The organism is Verrucosispora sp. ts21 (assembly GCF_002879555.1).
Taxonomy (GTDB): Bacteria; Actinomycetota; Actinomycetes; order Mycobacteriales; family Micromonosporaceae; genus Micromonospora; species Micromonospora gifhornensis.
The window spans coordinates 16754-43115 of sequence record NZ_PNOZ01000021.1; the positions used below are offsets into that span (position 1 = coordinate 16754).

Sequence of the window (26362 nt, forward strand, 5' to 3'; positions counted from 1 at the left end):
ACTCTATGTCCGCCTTCGACCGGGCTTTACCCGACCTGACCGACCAGTCTTCACCGGCCCGATTACGCAGACGTTACGCGAACCGCCGGCGCCGCGTCCCGCGCAGTCCCGACGTACGGTCGACGGCCCGCACCGACGGGGATCGGCTGCCCACGCCGACGTGTCGACCTCATCTCACTGGGGCAAGATGAGGACATGCCCACCCTGCGTCTCGCCCTGTGCCAGGTCAACCCCAGCGTCGGCGACCTCACCGGCAACGCCGACATCGTCCGCGCCTGGTCCCGCCGCGCCGCCGACGCCGGCGCCCAGCTGGTGCTCTTCCCCGAGATGGTGCTGACCGGCTACCCGGTGGAGGACCTGGTCTTCCGGCGGTCCTTCGTCGCCGCGTCGAAGGCGGCACTGGACCGGCTCGCCACCGACCTCGCCGCCGACGGCCTCGGTGAGGTGCCGATCGTGGTGGGCTACCTGGACGCCGACGGGCCGCCGCAGGTCAGCGGGGACGCCGAGCCGGGCCGAGGGGCCCGCAACGCCGCCGCGCTGCTGCACCGGGGTGAGGTGCGGATCACCTACTTCAAGCATCACCTGCCCAACTACGGCGTCTTCGACGAGGACCGCTACTTCGTGCCCGGCGACACGCTCACCGTCGTGCGGCTCGGCGGCGTGGACGTGGCGCTGACCATCTGCGAGGACCTGTGGCAGGCCGGTGGGCCGTTCGCCGCCGCCCGGCAGGCCGACGTCGGACTGGTGGTCAGCATCAACGGCTCGCCGTACGAGCTGAACAAGGACGACCTGCGGCTGCCGGTGGTGCGCCGCCGGGCCGCCGAGGCCGAGGCCACCATCGCCTACGTCAACATGGTCGGCGGGCAGGACGAGCTGGTCTTCGAGGGCGACTCGATGATCGTCGCGCCGGACGGCACGCTGCTGGCCCGGGCACCGCAGTTCGTCGAGCACCTGCTCGTCCACGACGTGCAGGTGCCGTCGGCCGTCGAGGCGGGCGAGGTCGCCGACGGCGGCCAGGCCGGCGACGGGTTGCGGCTGGTCCGGCGTACGGTCGAGGGCCTCCCGCCCACCCCGGACGGCCCGGCGGCTCTCGGCGGGATCATCGAGCCGGTCGCCGACGAGGCGGAGGTGTGGCAGGCGCTGGTGCTCGGGCTGCGCGACTACGTCAACAAGAACCGCTTCCCGTCGGTGGTGCTCGGCCTCTCCGGCGGCATCGACTCGGCGGTGGTGGCGGCCATCGCGGTGGACGCGCTCGGCCCCGACCGGGTGGTCGGCGTCTCGCTGCCCAGCCAGCACTCCTCGGAACACAGCCGGGAGGACGCGGCCGACCTGGCCAAGCGCACCGGGTTGGACTTCCGGATCGAGCCGATCCAGCCGATGGTGGACACCTTCCTGGCGAACCTGTCGCTGTCCGGGGTGGCGGTGGAGAACCTCCAGGCCCGGGTACGCGGGGTGATCCTGATGGCCCTGTCGAACCAGGAGGGCCACCTGGTGCTCACCACCGGCAACAAGAGCGAACTGGCGGTCGGCTACTCCACCCTCTACGGCGACTCGGTCGGCGGCTTCAACCCGATCAAGGACGTGTGGAAGACGCTTGTGTGGCGGCTGGCCAAGTGGCGCAACGCCGAAGCGGTTCGGCTGGGCGGTACGCCGCCGATCCCGGAGAACTCGATCGGCAAGCCGCCGAGCGCCGAGTTGAGCCCGGGCCAGCTGGACAGCGACACGCTGCCCGACTACGACGTGCTCGACCCGGTGCTGATCGGCTACGTCGATGGTGACCTGGGCCGCGACGGCCTGGTGGCCTCCGGCCACGACGCGGCGGTCGTGGACAAGGTGCTGCGGATGGTGGATACCGCCGAGTACAAGCGACGCCAGTCCGCGCCCGGCACGAAGATCTCCATGAAGGCGTTCGGCCGCGACCGTCGGCTGCCGATCACCAACCGGTGGCGCGAGGACGGTTGAGCGCCGGGGAGTGAATTCCTCCACTGCGACCTGTCGCGAGCGGAGCCGACGGTGCGACGATCGCCGCAGTGCCCGGGGACCGCGTACGCGGCCTCGAGGAAAGGAGATGCGTCATGGTGGAATCCACTCCGGCCGAGGTGACCGCCCTCTACGGCGGCCCGGCCACCCGTCGGGTGCGCACCCGCGACCTGATCGCCGCCAAGGAGCGCGGCGAGAAGTGGGCGATGCTCACCTCGTACGACCAGTACACCGCCTCGATCTTCGACGCCGCCGGCATCCCGGTGCTGCTGGTCGGTGACTCGGCGGCGAACAACGTGTTCGGCTACGAGACGACTCTGCCGGTGACCGCCGAGGAGCTGCTGCCCCTGGTCCGGGCGGTGGTCCGGGCCACCCGGCAGACGCTCGTCGTCGGCGACCTGCCCTTCGGCTCGTACGAGGAGGGGCCGACGCAGGCGCTGCGCACCGCCGTACGGTTCATGAAGGAGGGCGGCTGCCACGCGGTGAAGCTGGAGGGCGGCCGGCGCTGCGCCGACCAGATCGCCGCCATCGTCGGCGCCGGCATCCCGGTGATGGCGCACATCGGCTTCACCCCGCAGAGCGAGCACAACCTCGGTGGCTACCGGGTGCAGGGCCGGGGCGACGCCGCCGAGGAGGTGGTCGCCGACGCCCGGGCGGTCGCCGAGGCGGGCGCCTTCGCGGTGGTGCTGGAGATGGTGCCCGGTGCGGTCGCCAAGCGGATCACCGGAGAGTTGAGCATCCCCACGGTGGGCATCGGTGCCGGTCCGGAGACCGACGCCCAGGTGCTCGTCTGGCAGGACATGGCCGGCCTGCGGACCGGCCGCGCGCCGCGGTTCGTGAAGCGCTACGCCGACCTGGCCGGCGCGCTGGGCGAGGCGACCCGCCGCTTCGCCGACGAGGTCCGTGGTGGCGAGTTCCCGGCCGCCGAACACACCTTCTGACGCGCCACCCGGTACCGGAGCGGGTGCGATCACGATCGATAGCCGGTGCCCCGGGGAACAGGCCGCTGGACACGGGCCACTACGCTTCGCGGCCGTGAAACGTAATCGTCTTTTCGTACTCGCCCTGGCCGGGGTCACGGCCTTCGCCCTCACCGCCTGCGGCGGGGACGACACCGATGCACCGGCCACGTCCGCTTCGGCCACCACCGCGCCCGCAGCCACCAGTGCGGCACCCACCCCGGAGGCCTCGGCGCCGGCCGCCGCGGATGCCGCTGGCGACAAGCAGGTCTGTGAGGCGGTGAAGGAGGCCGGAGACGAGTCGAAGCAGGTGCTGTTCGACGCGCTCCAGGACGGTAAGGAGCCGACCGTCAAGATGCTGTCGGAGACCTACACCGACATGGCCGCGGCACTCGGCAAGGCCGCCGAGGGCGCAAGCACGGACAGCAAGGTGGCCAGCGCGGTGAAGGAGTTCCAGGACGCGGTGGCGGAGGTCGCCGAGTCGTCCGACCCGGTCGCGGCCGGTGACAAGCCTGCCTTCCAGAAGAGCGCCGCGAGCCTCACGGCGGCCTGCAAGGAAGCCGGCGTCGAGATCAACTTCTGACGGTGCACGGTGTGGCCCGGCCCCACGGCCGGGCCACATCCGTTTCTGGTCAGAGATCGGTGACACGCACTCCGGCGTGGGTCTTGTACCGCCGGTTGATCGCGATCAGGTTCGCGGTGAACGCCTCGATCTGATGGGCGTTGCGCAGCCGCCCGGCGTAGACGCCCCGCATGCCGGGAATCCGGGCGGCGAGGGCGGCGACGACACCGACCAGGTCCCGGTCCTCGGAGCAGATCAACACGTCCAGGTCGATCCGGTCGATCTCCGGGTCGGCCAGCAGCGGCGCGCTGACGTGGTTGAACGCCGCGCCGACCCGAGACTCGGGCAGCAGCGCGGCGGCCTGCTGGACCGCGCTGCCCTCGGGCACCGGCAGCGCGTACGGACCCTGCTTGTCGAAGCCGAGCGGGTTGACACAGTCGACCACGATCTTGCCGGCCAGTGGCTCGGCGAGCGCGGCGACGGTGGCGGCATGCCCGTCCCAGGGCACCGCGATGATCACCACGTCGCTGCGCCGGGCCACCTCGTCGTTGTCCGCCCCGGTGACGCTGCCGTCGGCCGGCACGCCGGGCAGCGCGGCGATCTCCTCGGCCGACTGCGCGGCCCGTTGAGCGGAACGGGAGCCGATCAGCACGGTCTGCCCGGCGCGGGCGAAGCGGTAGGCCAGCCCCCGGCCCTGGTCGCCGGTGCCGCCGATGATGCCGACCGTGAGCCCGGAGACGTCGGGCAGGTCACTGGGGTCGTATGCCATGGTCGTCATCCTTTCAGTCGCACCCGGCCGGCAGCACCGACTGTCGTTGTGACAATGCCCGCTGCGCGCTCCGCCGGCACGACGGGCAGCGTCAGGCGAGCTCGAAGGCGACCGCCCGGGTGGCCGGGTCGGCGGTCACCAACCGGACCCGCACCCGGGTACCCAACGTCAACTCGCCGAGGCAGCGGGCACGTACCGGCGGATCGTCCAACGCGACAGTGCCGCCGGGCGGCCGGTTCCCCCGGCCGTTCGAGGGCGCGGTCACGTCCAGCACGGCGGCGTCGAACGTCTCACCCACCCGATGCTGCAACAGGACCGCCTCGGCCAGGTCGATCGCGCCCCGGCTGGCCGTCGACGCGACCCGGTCGGTGGCGGCCATCGCCGCAGGCAGCCGGGGCAGCGCCGTGCGGGCCCAGTCGGGCACCGCCCGGCCGTCGTGCAGGGCCAGGCAGACCTCCGTGGCGTACCGGTCGGCCAGTCGCCGCAACGGGGCCGTGACATGGGCGTACGCGGCCGCGACCCCGCCGTGCGTCGACTGCTCCGGCACCTCGCCGTCGAAGGCGGTGTACGCGGCCGAGCGCATCAACTCGGCCGCCTGGTCCACGAAGGCGGCATCCCGGGGCTGCCCCGGATCCAACCCGAGCAGCAGCTCACCGACGCCGACCTCGTCCGGCCAGTGCACGCCCAGCGGGGCAGCCGCCGCACGCAACCGCTGCACGGCCTCCGGTTTCGGCACGGGCATCGTCCGCAGCAGGCCGATCCCGCCGGCCAGCATCAGGTCGGCGGCGGCCATCCCGGTCAGCAGGGAGATCTGCGCGTTGTGTTCCTCCATCGGCACCGGGGCCCGCAGCACCAACCGCCAGCCGTCGCCGTCGGCCTCCACGTCCTGCTCGGGGATCGGCAGGTTGATCGCCCCGCGACGCAGCCCCCGGGCGGTGAGCAGCGCCCCGATCTCGGGAAGCAGCGCGATCGGCTCCGGCAACCGACCCGCGTCGGCGTCGACCTGCACCGTCGGATAGGCCAACTGGGCTCGGCTGCGCACCAGGGCGCGTTCCAACCGCACGTCGGTGGTGGCACCGTCGGCATCCAGGTCGATGGTCCACAGCACGGCCGCCCGGTCGACGTCGGGCAGCAGACTGGCCGCGCCCTCACCGAGGCTGTGCGGGTGCAGCGGCACGTTGCCGTCGGGCAGGTAGACGGTCTGCCCCCGCCGCCAGGTCTCCTCCTCCAGGGCACCACCCGGGCGTACGTGGGCGGCGACGTCGGCTATCGCGTACCGCACCCGGAAGCCGCCACCGGCGCGGCGGCTCAGGTGCATCGCCTGGTCGAGGTCGCGCGAGCCGGGCGGGTCGACTGTGACAAGCGGGATGTCGGTGCGGTCGACGGCGGGCCGGGGTGGCGCGGCGGCGGCCTCGTCGGCCTCCCGCCGCGCCTCCTGCGGGTAGTCGTCGGGCAACCCCAACTCACGGCGCAGGGCCCCGAAGTCGATACGCGGTGCGAGGACGCGTCGGATGACCATGGGCCAATCCTGACAGGTCGCGCCCGTCGCGCCCTCCCCCGACCGACGGGCCCTCGGGCGTACGCCGGGTCAGTCGGCGATGCCGGTGGCGAAGGGCTGCTCGCCGCTACCGGGACGAATTCGGCTCGCCGGCCGCCTGCACACCGGTCCCGCCGCGCCCGACGCCCCGACGGCGCTGGATCACTTCGCGCCTGCGCCGCTCGTGGCCTTCTTCGTGGGCGCTTTCCGCGCCGTGCTCTTCCGCGCCGCAGTCGTCCGCGTGGTCGCCGTCGGTCGGGCCGAGGTCGCCTTCTTCGCCGCCGCCGTCTTCTTCGCCGGAGCCCTGGTCGCGGTCGACCTGGCCGCGGTCGACCTGGCCGCGGTCGTCTTCTTGGCCGGGGCCTTCTTCGCCGCCGTCTTCTTCGCGGTCGTCTTCTTCGCGGTCGCGCTGGTGGGTGCCTTCTTCGCGGTCGACGTCGACACCGTCTTGCGGGCCGGGGCCTTCGTCGCGGACACCGTCTTACGGGCCGGTGTCGTCTTACGGGCCGCCGTGGCGGTGGTCGCCTTACGAGTCGCGGCCTTCGTCGCGGTGCTCTTCGTCGCGGGCGCCTTCTTCGCGGCGGTCTTCGTCGCAGGGGCCTTCTTCGCGGTGGTCTTGGTGGTGGGGGCCTTCTTCGCGGCGGTCTTCCGCGCGCCGGTCGTAGGCCGGGTCGAGGTCGCCTTCTTCGCGGCGGTCGCCCTCTTCGCAGGCGCCTTGGCCGCGGTCGCCTCAGCGGGTGCTTTGGCGGGTGCTTTGGCGGGTGCCTTGGTCGCCGCTGCCTTGCTCGCCGCGGTCGTCTTCGCCGTGGTCTTCTTCGCGCCGGTCGTCTTCGTGGGTGCCTTCTTCGCCGGTGCCGTGGCGGCGGTGCTCGTGGCCGCCGAGGCACGCGCGCCAGCCGTCTTCCGGACGGCCGGTGCGGTGCCGTCGGCCCGGCGACTGGACGGGGTGCGGGTCATGCCCGCAGTACGTTCCGTCGCGGCGGTTCTCCGCGCGGGGGTACGCTTCGCGGCCGGGCGGGTGGCCTGCTGTGCTTCGGCCATCTCGGTTCCCTCCTTGGGGACGTGTCACCGCCCTCGCGGCGCACGCGGTGCTCTCGACGCGGGAGGCGTCCCGCGTCGTCTACTCCTTGTCCTCCCCGGCCCAGCGAGCGTCCTCGGCCTCCCACGCTTCGTTGCGCTCCTGCACCTGCTGGAGGGCGTTCTCCGCGTCGGCGGCTGAGGCGTACGGTCCGAGAACGTGCCGGGCCGCACACATGTTGGCCTCGGTCTCGACCCGGTGGTGTCGCGTACACCAGTAGTAGCGTCCACGTCCGCTGTCGCTCATGGGATCACTGTGCACCGGTATGGGGCGGCCCGCCACCGGAACAGCACAAGTCACCAGCCGTTTCCACAGTAGACCGGCTGGCGGGGCCGGTGGGCCGAAACCGGCCGATCCGCCGACGACGCGACAATCGGCGGGGCGGGTGCAGACCCAGTGCCGGGCGGCAGGGGCGTACGAGGCGGGGCTAAGGTCGGCGGGTGGGCGTACCGGACTACATCCTGCGGATGCGTAAGCACGTCGGACATGACCTGCTCTGGCTGCCGAGCGTGAGTGCGGTGGTCCGCAACGAGGCGGGTGAACTGCTGTTGGGTCAGCGTGCCGACGACGGACGTTGGGCGGTGGTGAGCGGCTTCGTCGAGCCGGGTGAGCAGCCGGCCACCGCCGTGGTGCGTGAGGTGCTGGAGGAGACCGGCCTGGCGGTCGAGCCGCTGCGGCTCAGCAGCGCCGTCTCGCACCCGCACCGCTACCCGAACGGGGACCTGTGCGAATACCTCAACCTCGGGTTCCACTGCCGGCTGCTGGGCGGGCAGGCGCGGGTCAACGACGACGAGTCGCTGGCGGTGGGCTGGTTCCCGCCGGGCCGGTTGCCCGAGTTGGACGAGCATTCCCGGCTGGTCATCCGGCACGCCCTCGGCCCGGAGGCGGTGGCCTTCTTCCTGCCGCCGGGCACGGTGTGGGGCGAGCCCGGCGAGCTTGCACATGGATGAGCCGCTGCGGCGGTACCTGACCGGGCTGGTCACGGTCGCCGGTGAGGTGCTCGGCGATCGTTTGTGCGGCGCGTACGCGGCGGGTTCGGTGGGGTTGGCGGCCTACCAGCCGGGCCGCAGCGATGTGGACGTGGCCCTGGTCTGCGCCGACCGGCTGGACCGGGCGGTCGCGGGTGAGCTGGTGGCGCGGCTGCGCCACGAAGCGTTGCCCTGCCCGGCACGGGGTCTGGAGCTGGTGGTATACCGGCGGGAGGTGGCCCGCTCCGGCACCGGCGAGCCGGGGTTCGAGGTCGAGCTGAACACCGGCGCGGGGATGGACTTCCGGGTGTCGTACACGCCGGCGGACCGTCCGGCCGCCGACGGCCTGTTCTGGTACGGCCTGGACCGCAGCATCCTGCACCAGAGCGGACGGGCCCTGATCGGCCCGCCCGCCGCCGAGGCCTTCGCCGACCTGTCCCCGAGCGACCTGCGCCGGCTGGTGCGCGACGCGTTGCGGTGGTGGCTCGATCGGCCGGTACCGCCCGGTGACCTGCCGGCACCCGGTGCCGAGGACGCCGTCCTCGGCGCCTGCCGATCGTGGGTGCGGCTTCGCCACGGGGTGTGGCTGCCCAAGGTGGCCGCCGGCCGCCGGTTGCTCGACGAGGCCGGGCCGCTCGTCGACGCCGACACCGTCGACCTGGTCGAGCAGTCGATTGCCGCCCGCACCGGCGGCACCCCGCCGACCGGCCCGCGGGCCCGCACGTTTCAGCGCCGGGTCCTCGCCGCCATCGGTGCCGAGGACCCGGCGTACTGATCCCGGCTGATCGGGCTCAGGCAGGCACCGGCTCCACCGGGACCCACAGTTCGGCCTCCGCGTGGGTGCCGTCGGCCGACACCGTGGTACGCGAGATCTCCGGCCCGGGACGGGAACGGTACGGGTTGGACGGGAACCACTGGGTGAACACGTCCCGCCACAGGTACTGCACGGCGGCGGGGAACTCCCCGGACACCTCGAACACCGCCCAGTCACCTGCCGGCACCGGCAACACGTCAAGGTCGCCCGGCACGTCGGCACCGGTGACGACGCCGTACCAGTAGTCCAGTTCGGTGCCCTCCTCGCGGTTGCCGGTCAGCCCGTCGCTGACGTTGACGATCCCCGCCGGCTCCTGGTCGGACAACGCCTCGATCCGTTCCCGGGTCGCCGGGTCGATGCCCTTGACGAAGGCGACGATCGCCGGGTTCATGCCCTCGGGCACCAGCGGCACCCGCGCCTTGCGGCCGGCGAGTTGAAACGCCTCCTTGCGGACGATGCGGTATCGCATGCTGCTACTCCCTTCGACGACGAGTCGGAAGGACACCCGGGGCTGGGCGTGCAGTGGGCTCTTCGTACGCCGGGCCTCGCCCGGACCGACGCCGTGCACGGCCTTGAACGCACGGGCGAACGCCTCGGCCGAGCCGTACCCCCAGCGGATCGCGATGTCGAGCAGGGTGCGTTCCCCCGAGACCACCTCCGCCGCTGCCATGGTCAGTCGCCGGCGGCGCACGTACTCGGACAGCGGCATGCCGGCCAGTGCGGAGAACAGCCGCCGGAAGTGGTACTCCGACGTGACCGCGATCCGCGCCAGTTCGGCGATCTCGACCGGCCGATCGAGATGCTGTTCGAGGTGGTCCATCGCCTGGTTCAACCGCTCCAGCACCTCGGATCTCCTTCCCTTGTGCGATCCACGCTATGGCCGCGTCGGGCCCGGCGACCCGACATGCTGTGCCCGGTCAGGTCGGGTCGGCTGCCGGGGCGATCGGTGATTACTTGTCGACGTCCGATAGCAGATCATCGTTGGCAGACATCCCAGCTCACGGATGGAGTAGGTAGCAGCGATGTGAGCCAGCAGACATCCGCCGCAGCGTCGATCTCCCTCGGCCCGGCGGCCAACCCGGGTCGCCCGCTCAGTCCGTTCACGCTGCTCGGGGTGCAGCCACGACGAAACGTGTGCCACTCTCGTGCGAGATTTCTTCGTCGAGATCAATCTTTCGGAAGACCTTGCGCTGGCGTGGGTAGCCGCGTCAGTCGGACCTGGAGGAACCGTGGCCAACCTCGACACCGCACTCAAGGACGCCATGAGCATCGACGGTGCGATCGGCGTCGCGCTCGTCGACTACACCAGCGGAATGACGCTCGGCGTGGCCGGCGGAACCCCGGAGATCGACCTGACCGTCGCGGCGGCCGGCAACACCGACGTGGTCCGCGCCAAGATGCGCACCATCGAGATGCTCAAGCTCAACGACGACATCGAGGACATGCTGATCACCCTGGGCGGGCAGTACCACATCATCCGGCCGCTGACCGGCCCCACCGGCAAGGGTCTGTTCCTCTACCTGATGCTCAGCAAGGCCCGGTCCAACCTGGCGCTCGCCCGGCACCAGCTGCGTACCATCGAGGAGCAGCTGGAACTGTGAGCGACCGAGACACCATGCTGCCCCGCCGCACCGCCGTGCCCCCCGCCGGGCCTCCCCCACCCAGGCTCCCGCCGTCGCTGGCCGGCAACCCGTCCCTGCCGTACCCGGCCATCGGGACCGAGCTGACCGAGCTACGCCTGCAGATCCCCGGCGTACAGGGCAGCGTCCTCGGCGGCGTGGACGGCCTGCGCATCGCCCACGACCTGCCGGCCCCGCTGAACCCGGACGACCTGGCCGCGATGGCGGCGACGGCCTTCGGCCTCGGCCGCCAGGTCAGCCACCGACTCGGCCAGGGCGCCTTCCGTCAGTCCACCGTCCGCAACGACGGCGGCTACTTCGCCGTGTACGCGGTGGGCGCGCACGCCCTGCTCTCCGTGGTCGGCACCGACACGATAAACGTGGCCCGACTGCACCTGCACGCCCCACCGGTCGCCGACCGCCTCGCCACGCTGCTCGCCCCGGCAGTCGGCACCCGCTGACCCGAGCGCACCGCCATCGCGTACGCCACGCGGCTCCCCGCCTGCGTGTTCCTCGCTACGCGACGGCGGTGCGCTCGCCCCTTGCCGGGGCGGTGCCGTTCAGGAGCCGTTGAAGACCTGGTGGACGCCGAGGATCCAGTCGCGCGCCTCCCGGTTCTCCCGCAGCAGGACCTCGTCGTTCCAGTTCCACACGTCGCGCCCGGTGATCGCGGACACCACCCGACGGAAGTACTGCCGCGTCGGAGTCTCCGTGAAGACCAGCTGGACCACGTCGGCGTCTTCGATGAGCAGCAGGTATTCGTCCCGCCGGGCGGCGGCCTCCGGCAGCGACTCGAGCGACGGCAGTTGTCTGGGCGCGAAATCCTGGGTGAGCATCGGCAGCAGCGAGAACCCCAGCGGGACGAGATGCATGTGGGCGTGGTCGATGCCGCAGTTGGCCATCTTCGACCGGTTGCACAAACCATGTTCGAAGGCGACGACGTCACGTGAGTAGGCGGCGGCGAGTATCTCCACGGCTTCCCGCCGGAACACGTCGAGTTCGGCAAGCTCCTGCGGCGAGCACTTCGACATCGAGATGGCGTGGCGTTTCGACACCAGCAACGCATGGCCCGGCATCAGCGGCGCGACATCTGCGATCAGCGCGAAGTTCTGGGTTTCCCGGAGGATCTCGGTCGGCAACTCGTCGCGATCGAACATCGCCCGGACCGGTACGCCGTCCTTGTTCTGGATGACATCACAGAGAACACAGGGAATCACTGCCGGTGAGTCATTGTCGACGCTCGGCATTCCCGACAGGACCCTGCCCTTTTCGGGCAGGAGCAAAGAGGCACAGTGCACGTTTATCCGATTTTCTCGCATGAGTGCCGGCAGACTGCCGTCGGCCGAACGATGTCGGGTCAGGGTGACCAGATCGTTCGCCGCAAGCCCGTGGGATCGTAGCGTGACGATGCAGTCGACCAGATGCTGGCCACTGAGCGCGACATCGTGCAGCAGGATCGCCCTGTCCCCCGGTTCGAAGAAGCCCTCGATCGGGGCGTCGGCGTTCGGGCCGTACGGACTGACCATGATCAGTGGGATCGACAACCGCTGGGCCGCAGTCCGCAGCAACCCCTGGGAGGCGAGTTTCGAGATGGCGATCACCGTCGGCCGCAGACCGCCATCCGAGATCAACTCGGCCACGTACCGGGCCAGATGCCCAGCAAGATCCCGCTCGTCGGGCGAGCCGGCCGGCAGACCGGAAAGATCGAGGTACGCCGACACGTTCGTCCGCTTCGAGTAGCCGACCTCCTGATGGTCGTCCGGGCGGTACGTGTACTTGAGCAGGAGATGCTCGAGATGCTCGGCGGTCAACCGGGGAAAGTCGTCCGGGTCCACCTGCTCGCACAGGATCCGGCTCTTGATCCGGATCCGGTGCGCGGGCTTCGCGCCCGGCGCCAGTCGGCTGACCAGGCTGGCGATCCTCATGCCGTCACTGCTGCCGGCGTCCAGGGCCTGTAACCAGGGAATGATCCGGGGTGCGGCCTCAATTGCCGAGTACGATTCCACGTCCGAATCCGGCGGCAGCGGAGGCAGACGCACATGGTGGACACCTTCCAGATCGGAGGGCATCCTTGGATCACCGATGGTGACGACCGCGACACGTGATCGACCCAGGCGCCCGGCAAACAAACCGTACTCAAGCAAAACATTCTGACCCGGACTGTAGGATTTGACGCCTCTGCGGAGGGTCTCGTCGTCCGGGGTCATCACGATTATCGCGCTGTCCACTCTGCTACTGATCTCAAACAGGGACTCTACCAGGGTGGCACCGACCGGAAATGCGGTTTGGCTCCACCAGAGCAACGGTCGACCACCATGCCCCGCGATAAGACGCGCGACCACCTCCGCATAGGGCTTCCCCTCGACCGAGGAAGCTACGAATACGAAACTCATCGGGGCTCCCTCGATCGGTCGTCCACCTGCGGCCACGGCGACCGTCGTCCCCGACACTGCGAGACAACATGACGTCGCCTTGCACCCGCCTCGACTATAAGGACCTCGACAAGAACCGTGAATCGTCAACTGGGCGCCGAACGGATCGCCCCAGGTGAGGCATTGTGCGTGGTGGCCGCGAGCCTGGGTACTGAGCGGCCATGGCAGCTGACAACAGATCGGTGGACGACGTGCACTCCCGCCCGACCGGCGTCGACGACACCACGGTCGAGGCGTTGGGTGAGCTGAGCAAAGCCCTGGAAACCATCCACCGCGTACGCGGACATCTCTACTCGGCGCACCAACTCATCGGGGGTGCCGACCTGACCCTGGACCGGGTGGTGACGCTCCTGCGCGAGGCGGGACACGACACCGTCGCCGACCGGGTCGAGCACGAACTGCTCGGCCGCAACGTGCTACCCGGCCGCTGGACCTTCCAGATCATGGAAGAGTTCGACGACGGCTACTACGCCGCATTCCAGGAGATCGAACGGTACGCCCGGGACACCCTTGCCGACGGCCGGCGGCACATCTACGAGGCGGAGATGAAGCAGCGTCGCCGTACCCATGGCCTGGCCGGCCACGAGGCCACCCCGCACTGATCGGCGGGCCGGTTGCTCGCCCGCTGCCACGCGGTGAATGCGGTGGTGTCCGTCGTGGCTGACTCGATACTGTCCGGCTCACAATCGACGGGAGTAGCGGGCCCCCACCAACTTCACGGACACTGGTACGGCGCTCCCCGGGAAGCGGCACTCCACGCCCTGAGGTTCCGACAAATCGACCAACTTCCCGCCCTGCTGGCACCGTTCGACCCGGTCGCGAAGCAGGTGGACGTGTGCGTCAAGGCGTGTGTGGCTGCGGATGGGCCTTTGACGCCTGCTCAACGGCAACTCCTGGCCACCGCCGTCGAATCGCTCCGCGCACGCCTCCGACACGGCCTTTGGCAGGACGATCCGGTGGCCCATTCCCGGACACGGGATCTGCAGTGGGTCGCCCGTCTCGTCGAGGTCGCGGCCGACGCTGCCGCAGCTGAGGCTTCCTGCGCCGGCGAGCAGGACCTTCGTTCCGTCTTCGCACCTGGTCTGGCTCCGTAGGTCCTGCTCGGCTGGCGTACAGCGCTTCCGAACCTCACCCGTCGCCGACGAGGACCCAGCCCAGCCGCTGAGCATCCCTCTACCCTGAGGCGCATGAGCGACAGCGTTCAGGCGAGTGCGTCTACAGCACCCACAGTTGGGTCCTCACCGCGAACGTCCGCCCACTGGTCGAGTCACTGGCAGCCCTGGTCGATTACGAGGCCGACGGCTGGGACTGGGACGCCATCGAAACCGGGCTGAGCAGCACCGACGCCGACGACCCGCACGGGTGGTACGACTACCCACTCATCGGGGCGACCGCCACGCTCCGGCTGAAACTGGCGAACGATTCCGGCTCCCTCATCACGACGGTTCAGGTTCATCACGCCCCTGACGAACTACTGAAAGCCCGCATCGAAACCATCATGTCGATGCTTGCCCGCTATCAGGTCATCGCTTAGCGACCCCTCCATTTCAGGGCTCCGCCTCGAGCCCCGACCCTCCTCAGAGACGCCCCCGGACAGGTACCACAACCCGGCCTGTTGCCTGTCACGCAGCCAGCGGATTCGAGATGCCTCATCGGGTCGAGGTGGCCAGTCGCGGTAAGGCAGGAAGGCCACCCGCCAAGCGATCACCACAAAGATGTAAAGGCCGAACCCGCCGGCGAGCCACCACAGTGCGTCGCGGCGACGATAGGAGGCACGCGGCGCAAGCCAGGCTGTGGCCGCCATCGGAACTGCGATCCAGCCGAGGTCCGCGAACGGGCCACTGCCCATCACACCCTCGATCAGCTCACGGATGATGATGGATGGCACTACCACGCCGAACACCAACAGTGCGGTGATGAACGTACGGAGCGCTGGCCTGACCGGTGGGCGCGAGCTGAGCGAATCGGCGGGCATCGCCCGCAGGATACGAGCCAGCAGCAAATCGCCGACGCGGGGCGTTCGTGGTCTCTACAACTGGCTCTTCCAGGCTGACGCTCCCGCAGTTCAAGATCAGGCCGTCGCCAGACCGTCAAACGCCCACAAAGCTGACCAAGGACGACCATCGACGCCCAGACTCAGAACCAGGCCAGAGCCTTGATCGCGGCTCTCGGCGGGTTGGCGACGGACGAGTCGACCTGTACGCCGGATTCTGTGCGCGGCGCGTACCCCGAGGGGTTTGGCGCCGGCGGCGGCCATCCATCTCGGCCTGCCGTTGCCGGCAGGCTCGTGCGGCCTACCCGCAGACATCGGGCGGGCCACCCTCAAGCGTCTGCGCGGGTCGTCATCATGCGGTGACGGCCCTTTCTTGGCCTTGCTCCGGGTGGGGTTTACCGAGCCACCCCGGTCACCCGGGGTGCTGGTGGGCTCTTACCCCACCGTTTCACCCTTACCGTCCCCGTTGGGGTCGGCGGTCTGTTTTCTGTGGCACTGTCCCGCGGGTCACCCCGGGTTGCCGTTAGCAACCACCCTGCCCTGTGGAGTCCGGACGTTCCTCGGCGGCGGGCTGCTGCCCGCCGACGCGACCGCCCGGTCGACTCGTCCGTCGCGCACACATCCTAACGACACCGGCCGGGCGACTTATTGCCACGGCTGTGCGCACCCGGCAGCGACGATGACCAGCAGGCCACCACCAGGTCAGATAATGCCGGTGGGCTCGCTGTCGCAGACCGGGCCGACTAGCCTCGGCGAGTATGGATCTTGCGAACGCCGCGTTGCTGCTCGCGGCCGGTCTGGCCGCCGGTACGGTCAACGCGGTGGCCGGGGGTGGTTCGCTGATCACGTTTCCGGCGCTGCTGGCGGTGGGGTTGCCGCCGGTGCCGGCGAACGTGACCAACTCGGTGTCGGTGTTCCCGGGGTACGGCGCGGCCGTGGCGGGCAGTTGGATGGATCTGCCTCGGGGGCGGCTGCTGGTCACGCTGGTGCCGACGACGATCGTCGGCGCGCTGGTCGGTGCGGGGCTGCTGCTTGTCACTCCGCCACGGGCGTTCGAGGTGGTCGTACCGTTTCTGGTGCTCGGGGCGACGGCACTACTGGCGTTTCAGGATCCGCTGCGGCGGCTGGTGGGGCATCCGCGTGATGTGCCGACCCGGCGGCGGGGTCTGACGATCCAGGTCGTGGTGGCGTTGGCCTCGGTGTACGGCGGCTATTTCGGCGCGGCCGTCGGGGTGATGCTGGTCGCCGCGTTGGCCCTGGTGTTGGACGCCACGTTGGCCCGGGTGAGCGCGATCAAGAACCTGCTCTCCGCGATCATCGGCCTGACCACGGTGGCCGTGTTCGCGCTCGCCGGGCCGGTGAACTGGGCCGGGGTGGCGCTGCTGGCGCCGGCCACGCTTGTCGGCGGGTACGCGGGCGCCCGGCTGGTCCGTCGGCTGCCGTCGAAGCTGCTGAAGGCGATCATCGTGGTCTTCGGCACCACGATCGGGTTGTACCTGCTGTGGCGGGCGCTGCGCTGACCGGCAGCGCCCAGGCACGCCGCACCCGCACCCGCACCCGCACCCGCACCCGCGACGCTGCTCGCGCCACGCGGCTACGTGCTAGTAGGGGGCCCTTATACAACGCTAGGCGTTAATAAGGTGCCCTTCCTTACTGCAGTGAGGCGAGGTGGGTGGTGTCGTTGACGGTGCGGACGGCGATGCCGCCGTCGGGCCAGCGGTCCAGCACCGAGATGCCGGCGGCGTCGAGGTAGAGCCGGTGCAGGAAGGCGTCGGTGGCGGCGAGGGCGTCGCGCAGCATCAGCTTGATCGGCGAGACGTGGGAGACCACCACCACGGTCTGGCCGGGGTACGCCGCAACAAGGCGTTCGGTCACCCGGGCGCAGCGTTCGGCGACCTGGGTAAAGGATTCGCCGTCGGGTGGGGCGATGCGGGTGGAGGAGAGCCAGGCGTCCAACTCGCCCGCCCATTGTTCGCGTACCTCGGCGAAGGTGCGGCCCTCCCAGGCGCCGAAGTCGCACTCGATCAGGTCGTCGTCGGGGCGTACCGGCAGGTCGCCGATGGCGGCGGCGATCGCCTCGGCGGTGGCCGTACACCGGGACAACGGTGAGCTGATCACGGCGGCGGCCTGCGGGGCGAGCGCCGCCACCCGGGCGGCGGTGGCCCGCACCTGGGCCTGGCCCTTCGCCGACAGCGCGACGTCGCCGCGGCCGGAGTAGCGGCCCTGTTCGGTGTACTCGGTCTCGCCGTGGCGGACCAGGATCAGCCGGGTGGCGGTGAAGCTGGGCCGGGGCTCCCAGGAGACCGGCGCGCTGGTCAGGTCGGCGCCGGGCGTCTCGGCGTGGGCGGCGACGGTGGCCGCGCCGCCGCCGGCGGGCTGCGGGCCGCCGAGTTCGCGGGGCGGCTCGACCACGCGCGGCGGCGCGACGGAGGGTACGGCGACGCCGGAGGTCGCGGCGGCGTCCATGGCGGCGTTGGCGAGGGCGTCGGCGTGGGTGTTGCGGTCCCGGGGGATCCAGGTGAACCGGACCGTGCCGATGCGGCCGACCAGTTGGGCGGCCTGGGCGGCGAGCGGACGCAGCCCAGGGTGTTTGATCTGCCAGCGGCCGGACATCTGCTCGACCACCAGCTTGGAGTCCATCCGGACCTCGACCTCGGTGGCGCCCAGTTCGACGGCGGCGGTCAGGCCGGCGAGCAGGCCCTGGTATTCGGCGACGTTGTTGGTGGCGGTGCCGATGGCGGCGCTGCGCTCGGCCAGCACCTCGCCGGTGGTCGGGTCGCGGAGCACCGCGCCGTACCCGGCCGGGCCCGGGTTGCCCCGGGCGCCGCCGTCGGCCTCGACCAGGACGGTACGCGGTGCCACCGGTTACAGCCCGGACTCGTTGGTGCGGACCATGATCCGGCGACAGTCCTCGCAGCGGACCACCTCGTCGGGGTCGGTCTTGCGGATGCGGGACAGATCGGCGCCGGAAAGCTCCAGTCGGCAACCGCCGCAGCGGCCGGCGTAGAGCAGCGCCGCGCCGAGGCCCGTGTCGGCGCGGATCCGTTCGTAGAGCTGCACCAGGTCGGCGGGGAGGTCGTTGGCGAGCGGCTGGCGGGCCGAGTGCTTGAACTCCTCCTCCCGGCCGATTTCGCCGAGGCTCTCGTCGCGCCGCTGCTCGGTGGCGGCCCGCCGTTCGCGGACCTCGGCGAGCCGCTGCTCCACGCCGTCAAGCACCGCCTGGGCGGTTTCGCGCTGCTCCATCAGCTCCAGTTCGGCGTCTTCCAGGTCACCCTGCCGGCGGTTGAGCGAGACCAGTTCGTGTTGCAGTGCCTCCAGCTCGCGGGCCGGGCCGGTGCCGGCGGCCAGCCGGTCCTCGTTCTTGGCCTTGCGTGCCCGCACCTGGTCGACGTCCTTCTCCAGCCGGGCGATGTCGCGGTCCAGGTCGTCGACCGCGACCTGGGCGCGGACCCGCTCGTCCTCCAGGGCGGACAGCTCCCGGGCCAGGGCCTCCAGCTCGGCACGCTCGGGCAGCGACCGCCGCCGGTGGGCGAGCTGGGCGAGGGCGGTGTCGATCGCCTGAAGGTCGAGCAGGCGGCGCTGGACCTGGGGGTCAGCCTTCACGGTCGGGCTCCTTGTCGTCCGCTACGGGTTCGGCCACTGCGGGCCGGCCCGTTGAGGGTGGGGCTGCGTGTACGGTCCACGGGCTGGTGTCCAGGTCGGACACCAGGGCCTCGACGCCCGACGTGCCCCGCAGCAGCGCGGCCAGGTCGTCCAGCCAGGGTCGCTCGGTCGCCCAGTGGGTGGCGTCGAGCAGCGCCGGCCCTCCGGTGGCGAGATGCTCGCCGGCCGGGTGGTGGCGCAGGTCGGCGGTGAGGTAGGCGTCCACGCCGGCGGCGCTCGCGTCGGCCAGGAAGCTGTCCCCGGACCCACCGCAGACGGCGAGGGTACGCACGATGCGGTCCGGTGCGCCAGCGGCGCGTACTCCGACGGCGGTGGTGGGCAGCACGGAGGTGGCGTGCCGGGTCAGCTCGGCCAGGCTCATCGGTCGGGGCAACCGGCCGATGCGGCCCACGCCCCGGCCTTCGCCGGCGGCCGGGGTGCCGGGCCGGGCCGGTTGCAGGGGGCGCAGGTCGGTCAGGCCGAGCCGACCGGCGAGGGCGTCGGAGACGCCGGGGGCGGCCACGTCGGCGTTCGTGTGCGCGACGTACAGCGCAATGTCGGCCTTGATCAGTTGGTGGATGATCCGGCCCTTGTACGTCGTCGGCGCGACCGAGGAGACGCCACGCAGCAGCAGCGGATGGTGAGCGACGATCATGTCGACGCCGGCCGCGAGGGCTTCGGCGACCGTCTCGGGGACCACGTCGACGACGCAGAGAACCCGGCGCACCTGGGCGTCCGGCTCGCCGAGCACCAGGCCGACCCGGTCCCACTCCTCGGCCCAGCTCGGCGGGTAGCGCCGCTCCAGCTCGGCCAGGACGTCGGCGACGGTCGGCACGGCTGTGGTTGTGCTCACGACGGGCCAGCTTACCGGCGTCAGCGCCGAGGCGGGACGTCACCCGCCCGCCGCCGGACGGCCGGGGTGCGGTTGTTAACAGGGGCCCCTTGTTCTACCGGAGGCGTTAACAAGGGGCCCTTCCTTTCACGAAGTGTGGACGAGGTGGTCGTGCAGTGCGGTGAGGGCGAGTGGCCAGGGGAAGGCGTGCTGGTACCGCTCCCCTGTTCCGGGTGGGTGCAGCGGGAGGACGTCGTCGCCGAAGAGCACGCGTACCCCCCACTCGGTCAGTCGGTCGATCGCCGCCCGGAAGGCCGGGTGGGCGGCCATAGCGACGTTTGTGTACGGCACGGCGACCAGCGGGATGCCCCGGCCCTGCGCCTCGATCAGCAACCCGAGGGCGAGGGTGTCGGCGATGCCGGCCGCCCACTTGTTTACCGTGTTGACAGTGGCCGGGCAGACGACGATGGCGTCGGCCGACGGCAGCACGTCCGGATCACCCGGGTTCTTGTAGTGCGTACGCACCGGGTGGCCCGTCTGGCGGGCCAACGCGGCACGGTCGACGAACTTGGCGCCGTCGGGCGTGGTGACCACGCAGACGTCCCAGCCGTCCTGCTGGGCCAGCTCGACGAGCCGACCCACGTCTCGGGCCAGCGGCGAACCGCAGGCGATGATGTACAGCACCTCACGGTGCCCGTCGTGGCGGTGCGAACCGGTCATCAGACCGGCCCCGAAGTCATACCCCTACTCCCATGTGCTCAGCCAACTCCGCGATCAGCGAAGGCGGCGCACCACGTGTGCGACGTAGGACGTCGGACATCACCTCGTGGGCAATCGGCCGGCAGCGGATCTCGGACGGGGCGAGCCGGTCCCCGCGCAGCAACATCTCACCCGCGTTTGCCACGTCGCCGATCAGGGCGTAGCCCCGGGCCAGGTCAAGCAGGTGATGCGCCCGACGTTCCGGCAGCAGCGCGTCGAAGGACGGGTTCTGGAGCTTGAGCTGGTGCACCTCGACCGCCCGGCCACCGTCGCCCAACTCGACGGCGGCGGCCGCCCGGTGCAGTTCGACGTTCGTCGGCCCGAACGAGGTCCAGTAGTGGTTCTGGTCACTGCCGAGTTCCTGCGCCGCCGCGTACGCGCCGGAGATCAGGTCATCGACGGTGGCGGCGTCGCCGATGCGGGCGGCGGCCATGGCGCCTTGCAGCAGCAGCATGCCGTACACCGAGATCCGTTCCGGGCTGGTGTCGTTCTGACCGCCGGGGGCGAGCCGGTTGGCGATCCGGACGTTCAACTCCAACGCGGGGCGGGACCGTCCCATCGACGCCAGGGCGTTGCACACCCGGGTGGTGGCGACCCCGGCGAGCAGCAGATCGTCGGCGCGTTGGGCGACCGCGATGGAGCGGTCGGCGGCGAGCCAGGCGAGCTCAACCTCGCCCAGTTTGCGCAGCACCGAGGAGGCGATCTGGTAGACCTGCGCGAGCAGGTGGGCGGCGCGCTCCGCCTGATCGCCGCCGTAGGCGGCGTCGGCGGCCTGGGCGTCGCGCAGCAGTTTGGGCAGTGCCCGGATCAGCATGCCGTAGCGGCCGTACTGGTAGGTCAGCCAGGCGTGGGTGACGGCCTTGCTCATGTCCGCCAGCGGGGGTGGGCACGGCGCGGCGTCGAAGTACGCGCTCACCGAGTCGTACCGCTCCAGCGCCGCCCGGATCTCCTCGACCTCGAACTGCTCGATGCAGTTGAGCGTGTCACCGCGCCGCTCCGGGTCCTTGCCGAGCAGCAGCTGCACATCCATCTGCAGGATGTCGGCGATCTCGTAGAGGACGGAGAACTTGTCCAGCCGGCGTACGCCGCGTTCGATCTTGTCGACCCAGCTCTTCGACTTGCCCAACCGGTCGGCGAAGACCTGTTGCGACATTTTCCGTCGCCCTCGCCAGTAGGCCACCCGCCGCCCGATGGGTAGTTCGTCCATCTCGCCAGTCCTCCCTAGATGGAGCCGCAGCCAGGGGCCGTGGTCTGTTCCGCGGGTGCGGTCAACCGTCCGTCTTCAGGTTTCCGCTGGTCGCACTGGTTGTGCGTCAGCCGTACGGCCATTCCTCATAGTTTTCGTGCAAGTTGCATGAACCACTTTGTCAGAGCAAACGATCGTGAACGAAGGCAGTGACGGTGCTCAACATGTGAATTGCACCGGACGGCCCGGCGAGGGGAGATGGCGCCAATGTGGGGGAACGTCGGACCGCGGGTGGCGCATCTGTCGCCGTTGGAACGGGTACGACTACGCCGGGTCGCGGTGCGGTACGCGATGCACGGCTGGGAGGTCACCCCCGGTGCCTGCCTGGCCCGGAGCCGTTTCGTCTGCGGTCGGGCCGGCTGCCCGACCGTCGGCTGCCATCCCGCCCTGGAGGACTGGGAGCACGCCGCGAGTGCCGACCCGGCCCGGGTGGCGAACTGGTGGCGGTCCCGGCCGCACGGCGTACTGCTGCCCACCGGGCGTTCCTTCGACGTGCTGGAGGTCGCCGCGGACCTGGGCCGCCGCGTGCTGGACGCGGTCCGCGCCCATCCCGCCGGCCTCGGCGTCCGCGGTCCGGTCCTTGTCACACCGACCGGGCGGTGGATGTTCCTGGTACGCCCCGGCGATCCGCTGCGCCCCGAGTTGGAGCACTGTCTCCAGGTGGTACGGCACGGTCCCGGCTCGTGGATCGCGGCACCGCCCACCCGGTTACCCGAAGGTCCGGTCCGCTGGATGGTGGCGCCGGAGCAGGCGCGCTGGCAGCTGCCGGACTCCTACCTGGTCCAGAACACCCTGATCGACGCGCTCCGGGCCACCGGGGTCACCCTGGTGCCGGCGCTGGTGCCCGGCCACCTGCCGTTGCCCCGTCGAGGCAGGTGAGCACGACTCCCCGCGCGTGCCGGTCGTGCGGACAGCGACGCCGGACCGCACGCGGTCGTTGAGCAGTACGACGGCGCAGCCCGGCGCCGGGAGCGGGGATCGGCGATGTCCACGGACGACACCACACACCACCCGAACGGTGCCGAGCCACCACGGCGGCACCGTCCTGGCCGCCGGTGGGCCGCCACCCGCCCACCGGGTGCACGCCCCGGTCGGCCCCGCCCGCTCGGTTCACGCCCGGCAACCACCCACCGCCCGACCCGCTGGCTCTGACCCGGTCCGTGTGCTGGACGCGGTCTGGCTGCTGAGCCTCGCCTGACGCAGCTGGGGTCGTCGGGCGCGAAAAGGGACTCGCGGCGCTATCGGACGGGTTCGGGTACGCAGCATCCTTCTCGGTCGACCGGAACTGTGCGACGACATCGGCACCCGTATGCACCGTCGGCCGCTCGCCCCGTCCTGCTGTCGAAAGAAGCAGCAGGAGAAGCGCGTGAGCCGTGACCCCAGGGGTATTCCGCCTCGCCGTTGCTGAACGCGTGAGGGGAAGGCACATGCTCAGCAAAGAGGATCAGCGTCGTTTTGAGCAGATCACCCGTAATCTCCGAGAGAGCGACCCGGCGTTCTTCGCCCGGCTCGACAACCGGGCCAAGGGTCGACGCGCACGATGGCTACTGCTGTTGACCATCCTGCTGTGGGCGGCCCTGCCGGCCGCGACCGTGGCGTTCGGACGGCTGACCGGGGCGATCTTCGCCGTGGTGCTGCTGACCAACGCCGTACTCATGTGGCGGTTCCGGCAACGCTGGCTCTGACCAGCGTCGAAGCTGCCCGACCGGGTCGACGCCGCGGCCGCTCACTCACCGAGCTGCCGGTACGCCTGACGCAGGCGCTCCAGAAGACCCGGTCCACCGATCGCCGGTGCGGGTGCACCGAGCTGCCGCAACAGCAGATCCGGACGGCTCGCCAGACTCGGCGGGCGATCCGGCAGGGGCACTGGCGGCAGCCAGAACCGGTCGACCGTCTCCGCCAACGGGGCGACGGGCAGATCGGTGAGGGCTCGCGCCGCACCCGCCGCCGCAGGCCGAACGGTTCCGAGGGTGCCTGTGCTGCTCGGTTTGGTGCCGGTGCCACGTAGCTCGCGGAGCCGGTCGAGCAGGGCGTCGCGGCTTCGGCCACGCCAGTGCAGCAGGGCGAACGGATCCGCGTCGAACGCCTCGGCGAGCAGGTAGAAGGTGGCGGCGAGGTGTTTGCAGGGGACCGCGGAGTCCGGGCATGAGCAGCGTTGCTGCAACTCCGTCACGGTGGCCGGGAACAGCGGTGCACCGACAGCGGTGAACAGCTCCTCCAGCTCGGCCGGCAGATCACCGGCGAGCAGCCGGGCGCTGAAGAACGCCTGCCCGGCCAGCTCCGCCTCGATCCGCGTCCACAACTGCTCCGGGAACACCGCAAGTGCGATGTGGACCTGGTACGGCCGGGGGCGGGAGCCCTGCACCGTCGCGCTCACCGTGCCCGGGGCGATGTCGAGGCGTACCACCTGACCGGCTCGGGCGTACGCGCGGCCACGGGTCAACCGGGTGCCGAGCGCGAACGACTCCAGCACCTCCAGGAACCGCCGCGACCACCAGGACACCCCGATGGCGCCTCGGCTGCTGCGGGCCCGCAACCCGCCGTCGACCCGGCGGGGCCGCCCGTAGTCGGCGAAGCGGCCCCGCCCACCGGTACCGGTCGGGCTGGTCACTGCGCCACCGCCCCGGCCTCCAGGCTGAACAACTCGCGCAGCTGGGTGGTGGACAGCTCCGTGACCCACTGCTCGCCGGTGCCGACGACCGACGCGGCCAGACTGCGTTTGTCGGCGATCAGCGCGGCGACCTTCTCCTCCACCGTGCCGGCGCAGACGAACTTGCGGACCTGCACGCGGCGGCGCTGACCGATGCGGAACGCCCGGTCGGTGGCCTGGTCCTCCACCGCCGGGTTCCACCACCTGTCCACGTGCACCACGTGGTTGGCGGCGGTCAGGGTCAACCCGGTACCGCCGGCCTTGAGGGAGAGCACGAACAGGGCCGGGCCGTCGTCGGACTGGAACCGGGTCACCATCTCGTCCCGGTCGGCCTTGCCGAGGCCGCCGTGCAGGAACAGCACCTCCCGGCCGAAGCGGGCCGACAGGTGGCCGCGCAGCATCCCGCCGAACTCCGCGTACTGGGTGAACAGCAGGGCCTTCTCTCCCGCCGCGAGGACCTCGTCGAGGATCTCCTCCAACCGGGCCAGCTTGCCGGAGCGCCCGGCCAGCGCCGACCCGTCGCGCAGCAACTGGGCGGGATGGTTGCAGACCTGCTTGAGCCGGGTCATGGTGGCAAGCACCAGGCCGCGCCGCTCGATGCCCTCGCTGGCCTCGATCCGGGCCATCATGTCGTCGACCACCACCTGGTAGAGCGCCGCCTGCTCGGCGGTCAGGTTGCAGACGACCTCCATCTCCAGCTTCTCCGGCAGATCCGAGATGATCGACGAGTCGGTCTTGAGTCGGCGCAGCACGAACGGGCCGGTGATCCGGCGCAGCCGCTCGGCGGTGTCGGTGTCGCCGTGCCGTTCGATCGGCTCGGCGAAGCGCTTGCGGAATGTCGCGGCCGGGCCGAGCAGTCCAGGGTTGGCGAACTGCATGATGGACCACAGGTCGGCCAGCCGGTTCTCCACCGGCGTACCGGTGACCGCGATCCGGTGCCGGGCGGGTAGCGCGCGGACCGCCTCGGCCTGCCGGGTGGCGGCGTTCTTCACCGCCTGCGCCTCGTCGAGCACCACCCGGTGCCAGTCGACACCGGCCAGGTCCGCCGCGTCCCGGGCCGCCGTCGGGTACGTGGTGAGGACCAGATCCGCAGCCCGTACGGCGTCGCGGAACTCGGTGCCCCGGGCCCGCTGCGCGCCGTGGTGCACGTGCACCCGCAGCTCGGGGGTGAACCGGGCGGCCTCCCGCTGCCAGTTGCCGACCAGCGACATCGGACACACCAGCAGGGTCGGCCCGGCCTGCGGCGGGTCGGCCGCGAACAACGCCAGCAGCTGCACTGTCTTGCCCAGCCCCATGTCGTCGGCGAGCACCCCGCCCAGCCCGAGCGACTGGAGGAACGTCAACCAGGCCAGACCACGCCGCTGGTACGGCCGCAGGGTGCCGGCGAACGACGGCGGCTCGGTCAACGGGGCGAGCCGCCGCTCCACCGACCCGGCGAGCAGATCGCCCAACGCCCCGTCGGCGCTCACCTCCAGCACCGGCAGCGCATCCGGCTGCTCGGCGTCGGCGAGCCCCAGCCGGAGCAGATCGGCGACGGTCAGCTCGCCGGTGGACCGCAACAGCCGCAGGCCGGCGGCGAGCCGCTTCGGGTCCAGCTCGACCCAGTGGCCGCGCAGCCGCACCAGCGGCGTCTTCAGCTCGGCGAGGCGGGCCAACTCCTCGGCGGTCAGCGGCTGGTCACCCAGGGCGATTTCCCACCGGTAGTCGACAAGCGCGTCCAGCCCGACCCGCTCACCGGCGGCGGCGACCGTGCCGGGGGCGGTGCGGGAACCGGCCCGCAGCCGCGCGCCGAGCCGCGCCGACGGCCGCTGCCACCACGACGGCAGCAGCACGGTGAAGCCCGCCGCGTGCAGCAGCGGGGCACCTTCGCGCAGGAACCGGTGGGCACCCTCGGCGTCCAGTTCCAGCGCCTCCGGCGTCGCGGTCCGCAACGCCGAGTCCAGCTCCGGCCAGAGCCGGCTGGCCCGGCCCAGCTCCGCCAGCAGCGTCTCCTGCGGGCTGTCCAGCGTGGGTACGGCCGTACCCCACCACACCTGCCCGGCGTCGACGTGCAGACCGGACTCGTCGGCGGCGCGGAGCCCGAACTCCACCCGCCACGTCCCCTCGGTCGCCACGATGGCGTCCGGGTCGGCCGGTACCACGGTCAGCGGGGTCTCGATCTCGTCGTCGGGTGGTTCGACGAGCCGGAAGCTGGCCCGTACCGTCCCGCCGGCCGCGTCCCGCTGCCAGGCTTCCAGCTCGTCACGCAGGACATCCAGCGCCGCCGGTTCGGCGGTGAACCCGCGCTGTGGCCCGGTGAGCGCACCGAGCCAGGCCGCCACCGCCCCGTCGCGGCGTACCCCGCGCGCCAAGGTGGTTTGCGGCAGCGCCGCCCGCACCGCCGCGTCGGTGAGCGCGTCGAGCGCATCACCCACCAGCACCCCCGCCCCGGCCGCACCCTCGGCGTCCGAAGCCGGCCCGGCCGCACCGTCGGCGTCCGAAGCCGGCCCGGTGGGTACGGCGGTCCCGGTCGGTGTCGCGGG

24 protein-coding genes, 1 other RNA gene and 1 pseudogene are annotated in these 26362 nt (G+C 71.1%); 13 read left to right on the forward strand and 13 right to left on the reverse strand.

The window, feature by feature from the left end:
• Positions 1 to 195 precede the first annotated feature (195 nt).
• The 3 genes from C1A38_RS11550 to C1A38_RS11560 all read left to right on the forward strand — a co-directional run bounded on the left by C1A38_RS11550 (position 196) and on the right by C1A38_RS11560 (position 3522).
• Positions 196 to 1962 carry an NAD+ synthase gene (locus C1A38_RS11550; RefSeq protein WP_102657845.1) on the forward strand — a complete coding sequence of 589 codons (1767 nt, stop codon included), beginning with the start codon at positions 196 to 198 and terminating at the stop codon, positions 1960 to 1962.
• 113 nt (positions 1963 to 2075) lie between these two features.
• Positions 2076 to 2921 carry a 3-methyl-2-oxobutanoate hydroxymethyltransferase gene (gene panB, locus C1A38_RS11555; protein ID WP_013735229.1) on the forward strand — a complete coding sequence of 282 codons (846 nt, stop codon included), beginning with the start codon at positions 2076 to 2078 and terminating at the stop codon, positions 2919 to 2921.
• Between the two features lie 94 nt (positions 2922 to 3015).
• On the forward strand, positions 3016 to 3522 hold the full coding sequence (locus tag C1A38_RS11560; RefSeq protein ID WP_102657846.1) for a hypothetical protein: 507 nt from the start codon (positions 3016 to 3018) through the stop codon (positions 3520 to 3522).
• 49 nt (positions 3523 to 3571) lie between these two features.
• Here the strand turns inward: C1A38_RS11560 and npdG are convergent, their stop codons facing one another.
• Both npdG and C1A38_RS11570 read right to left on the reverse strand, forming a co-directional pair.
• The gene (npdG, locus tag C1A38_RS11565; RefSeq protein WP_013735231.1) at positions 3572 to 4270 is read right to left on the reverse strand and encodes an NADPH-dependent F420 reductase; all 699 of its coding nucleotides are present in this window, start codon (positions 4268 to 4270) and stop codon (positions 3572 to 3574) included.
• Between the two features lie 91 nt (positions 4271 to 4361).
• Positions 4362 to 5789: an RNB domain-containing ribonuclease gene (locus C1A38_RS11570; protein WP_102657847.1), complete on the reverse strand. Its 1428-nt coding sequence runs from the start codon at positions 5787 to 5789 to the stop codon at positions 4362 to 4364.
• A 79-nt stretch (positions 5790 to 5868) separates the two neighbouring features.
• On the opposite strand from C1A38_RS11570, the gene C1A38_RS31145 reads away from it, so the two are divergent.
• The 3 genes from C1A38_RS31145 to C1A38_RS11590 all read left to right on the forward strand — a co-directional run bounded on the left by C1A38_RS31145 (position 5869) and on the right by C1A38_RS11590 (position 8628).
• Positions 5869 to 7026: a hypothetical protein gene (locus C1A38_RS31145; RefSeq protein WP_158244888.1), complete on the forward strand. Its 1158-nt coding sequence runs from the start codon at positions 5869 to 5871 to the stop codon at positions 7024 to 7026.
• Between the two features lie 299 nt (positions 7027 to 7325).
• Complete coding sequence (locus C1A38_RS11585) at positions 7326 to 7835, forward strand: NUDIX hydrolase (RefSeq protein WP_102657850.1); 510 nt, start codon at positions 7326 to 7328, stop codon at positions 7833 to 7835.
• Positions 7828 to 8628 (forward strand): nucleotidyltransferase, encoded by an 801-nt coding sequence (locus C1A38_RS11590; protein ID WP_102657851.1) that lies wholly within the window; start codon positions 7828 to 7830, stop codon positions 8626 to 8628. The genes C1A38_RS11585 and C1A38_RS11590 overlap by 8 nt, the downstream gene beginning before the upstream one ends.
• Before the next feature lie 16 nt (positions 8629 to 8644).
• Here the strand turns inward: C1A38_RS11590 and C1A38_RS11595 are convergent, their stop codons facing one another.
• Entirely contained in the window at positions 8645 to 9511 is an 867-nt protein-coding gene (locus C1A38_RS11595; protein WP_102657852.1) for an AraC family transcriptional regulator, read from the reverse strand.
• 385 nt (positions 9512 to 9896) lie between these two features.
• Here C1A38_RS11595 and C1A38_RS11600 point away from each other — a divergent pair, with 385 nt between their 5' ends.
• Both C1A38_RS11600 and C1A38_RS11605 read left to right on the forward strand, forming a co-directional pair.
• Positions 9897 to 10268: a roadblock/LC7 domain-containing protein gene (locus C1A38_RS11600; RefSeq protein ID WP_102657853.1), complete on the forward strand. Its 372-nt coding sequence runs from the start codon at positions 9897 to 9899 to the stop codon at positions 10266 to 10268.
• Positions 10265 to 10747, forward strand: coding sequence for a roadblock/LC7 domain-containing protein (locus C1A38_RS11605; protein ID WP_233196773.1), 483 nt, complete (start codon positions 10265 to 10267; stop codon positions 10745 to 10747). Before C1A38_RS11600 ends, C1A38_RS11605 begins: the two co-directional genes overlap by 4 nt.
• A 99-nt stretch (positions 10748 to 10846) precedes the next feature.
• Here C1A38_RS11605 and C1A38_RS11610 read toward each other — a convergent pair whose 3' ends face one another.
• On the reverse strand, positions 10847 to 12679 hold the full coding sequence (locus C1A38_RS11610) for a TIR domain-containing protein (RefSeq protein WP_102657854.1): 1833 nt from the start codon (positions 12677 to 12679) through the stop codon (positions 10847 to 10849).
• 200 nt (positions 12680 to 12879) lie between these two features.
• Here C1A38_RS11610 and C1A38_RS11615 point away from each other — a divergent pair, with 200 nt between their 5' ends.
• A complete protein-coding gene (locus tag C1A38_RS11615; RefSeq protein WP_102657855.1) occupies positions 12880 to 13320 on the forward strand; it encodes a hypothetical protein in 441 nt (146 codons plus the stop codon).
• 869 nt (positions 13321 to 14189) lie between these two features.
• Here C1A38_RS11615 and C1A38_RS11625 read toward each other — a convergent pair.
• Both C1A38_RS11625 and rnpB read right to left on the reverse strand, forming a co-directional pair.
• Positions 14190 to 14693, reverse strand: coding sequence for a hypothetical protein (locus tag C1A38_RS11625; protein WP_102657857.1), 504 nt, complete (start codon positions 14691 to 14693; stop codon positions 14190 to 14192).
• A 208-nt stretch (positions 14694 to 14901) separates the two neighbouring features.
• An RNA gene (rnpB, locus tag C1A38_RS11630) (RNase P RNA component class A) lies at positions 14902 to 15317 on the reverse strand.
• A gap of 152 nt (positions 15318 to 15469) precedes the next feature.
• Here rnpB and C1A38_RS11635 point away from each other — a divergent pair.
• A complete protein-coding gene (locus C1A38_RS11635) occupies positions 15470 to 16231 on the forward strand; it encodes a sulfite exporter TauE/SafE family protein (protein ID WP_102657858.1) in 762 nt (253 codons plus the stop codon).
• Positions 16232 to 16361: 130 nt separating this feature from the next.
• Here the strand turns inward: C1A38_RS11635 and C1A38_RS11640 are convergent, their stop codons facing one another.
• From C1A38_RS11640 to C1A38_RS11660, 5 genes are all read right to left on the reverse strand, one after another.
• Complete coding sequence (locus tag C1A38_RS11640) at positions 16362 to 17573, reverse strand: bifunctional RNase H/acid phosphatase (protein WP_102657859.1); 1212 nt, start codon at positions 17571 to 17573, stop codon at positions 16362 to 16364.
• Positions 17574 to 17576: 3 nt separating this feature from the next.
• On the reverse strand, positions 17577 to 18314 hold the full coding sequence (locus tag C1A38_RS11645; protein WP_102657860.1) for a zinc ribbon domain-containing protein: 738 nt from the start codon (positions 18312 to 18314) through the stop codon (positions 17577 to 17579).
• A complete protein-coding gene (locus C1A38_RS11650; protein ID WP_102657861.1) occupies positions 18304 to 19206 on the reverse strand; it encodes a Nif3-like dinuclear metal center hexameric protein in 903 nt (300 codons plus the stop codon). The genes C1A38_RS11645 and C1A38_RS11650 overlap by 11 nt, the downstream gene beginning before the upstream one ends.
• 126 nt (positions 19207 to 19332) lie before the next feature.
• Positions 19333 to 19905: a flavoprotein gene (locus C1A38_RS11655; RefSeq protein ID WP_102657862.1), complete on the reverse strand. Its 573-nt coding sequence runs from the start codon at positions 19903 to 19905 to the stop codon at positions 19333 to 19335.
• A 16-nt stretch (positions 19906 to 19921) separates the two neighbouring features.
• Positions 19922 to 21151: a helix-turn-helix domain-containing protein gene (locus C1A38_RS11660; protein ID WP_102657863.1), complete on the reverse strand. Its 1230-nt coding sequence runs from the start codon at positions 21149 to 21151 to the stop codon at positions 19922 to 19924.
• Between the two features lie 246 nt (positions 21152 to 21397).
• On the opposite strand from C1A38_RS11660, the gene C1A38_RS11665 reads away from it, so the two are divergent.
• The 3 genes from C1A38_RS11665 to C1A38_RS11675 all read left to right on the forward strand — a co-directional run bounded on the left by C1A38_RS11665 (position 21398) and on the right by C1A38_RS11675 (position 22875).
• Complete coding sequence (locus tag C1A38_RS11665; RefSeq protein WP_102657864.1) at positions 21398 to 22069, forward strand: bifunctional DNA primase/polymerase; 672 nt, start codon at positions 21398 to 21400, stop codon at positions 22067 to 22069.
• A gap of 139 nt (positions 22070 to 22208) precedes the next feature.
• On the forward strand, positions 22209 to 22388 hold the full coding sequence (locus tag C1A38_RS11670) for a hypothetical protein (RefSeq protein WP_102657865.1): 180 nt from the start codon (positions 22209 to 22211) through the stop codon (positions 22386 to 22388).
• A gap of 229 nt (positions 22389 to 22617) precedes the next feature.
• On the forward strand, positions 22618 to 22875 hold the full coding sequence (locus C1A38_RS11675) for a DUF3040 domain-containing protein (RefSeq protein WP_102657866.1): 258 nt from the start codon (positions 22618 to 22620) through the stop codon (positions 22873 to 22875).
• A gap of 41 nt (positions 22876 to 22916) precedes the next feature.
• On the opposite strand, the gene C1A38_RS11680 is transcribed toward C1A38_RS11675, so the two are convergent.
• Positions 22917 to 23801, reverse strand: coding sequence for an SWIM zinc finger family protein (locus C1A38_RS11680; protein WP_102657867.1), 885 nt, complete (start codon positions 23799 to 23801; stop codon positions 22917 to 22919).
• Positions 23798 to 26266, reverse strand: a pseudogene (locus C1A38_RS11685) (DEAD/DEAH box helicase); the annotation flags it as partial. The pseudogene C1A38_RS11685 and the gene C1A38_RS11680, both read right to left, overlap by 4 nt.
• Positions 26267 to 26362 lie beyond the last annotated feature (96 nt).

Bases quoted from the DNA above. Each gene is read 5' to 3' on its own strand.
- C1A38_RS11550 (WP_102657845.1), top strand. From the start codon at position 196: ATGCCCACCCTGCGTCTCGCCCTGTGCCAGGTCAACCCCAGCGTCGGC.
- panB (WP_013735229.1), top strand. From the start codon at position 2,076: ATGGTGGAATCCACTCCGGCCGAGGTGACCGCCCTCTACGGCGGCCCG.
- npdG (WP_013735231.1), bottom strand. From the start codon at position 4,270: ATGGCATACGACCCCAGTGACCTGCCCGACGTCTCCGGGCTCACGGTC.
- C1A38_RS11570 (WP_102657847.1), bottom strand. From the start codon at position 5,789: ATGGTCATCCGACGCGTCCTCGCACCGCGTATCGACTTCGGGGCCCTG.
- C1A38_RS31145 (WP_158244888.1), top strand. From the start codon at position 5,869: ATGCCGGTGGCGAAGGGCTGCTCGCCGCTACCGGGACGAATTCGGCTC.
- C1A38_RS11590 (WP_102657851.1), top strand. From the start codon at position 7,828: ATGGATGAGCCGCTGCGGCGGTACCTGACCGGGCTGGTCACGGTCGCC.
- C1A38_RS11610 (WP_102657854.1), bottom strand. From the start codon at position 12,679: ATGAGTTTCGTATTCGTAGCTTCCTCGGTCGAGGGGAAGCCCTATGCG.
- C1A38_RS11615 (WP_102657855.1), top strand. From the start codon at position 12,880: ATGGCAGCTGACAACAGATCGGTGGACGACGTGCACTCCCGCCCGACC.
- C1A38_RS11625 (WP_102657857.1), bottom strand. From the start codon at position 14,693: ATGCCCGCCGATTCGCTCAGCTCGCGCCCACCGGTCAGGCCAGCGCTC.
- C1A38_RS11635 (WP_102657858.1), top strand. From the start codon at position 15,470: ATGGATCTTGCGAACGCCGCGTTGCTGCTCGCGGCCGGTCTGGCCGCC.
- C1A38_RS11655 (WP_102657862.1), bottom strand. From the start codon at position 19,905: ATGACCGGTTCGCACCGCCACGACGGGCACCGTGAGGTGCTGTACATC.
- C1A38_RS11660 (WP_102657863.1), bottom strand. From the start codon at position 21,151: ATGGACGAACTACCCATCGGGCGGCGGGTGGCCTACTGGCGAGGGCGA.
- C1A38_RS11665 (WP_102657864.1), top strand. From the start codon at position 21,398: ATGTGGGGGAACGTCGGACCGCGGGTGGCGCATCTGTCGCCGTTGGAA.
- C1A38_RS11675 (WP_102657866.1), top strand. From the start codon at position 22,618: ATGCTCAGCAAAGAGGATCAGCGTCGTTTTGAGCAGATCACCCGTAAT.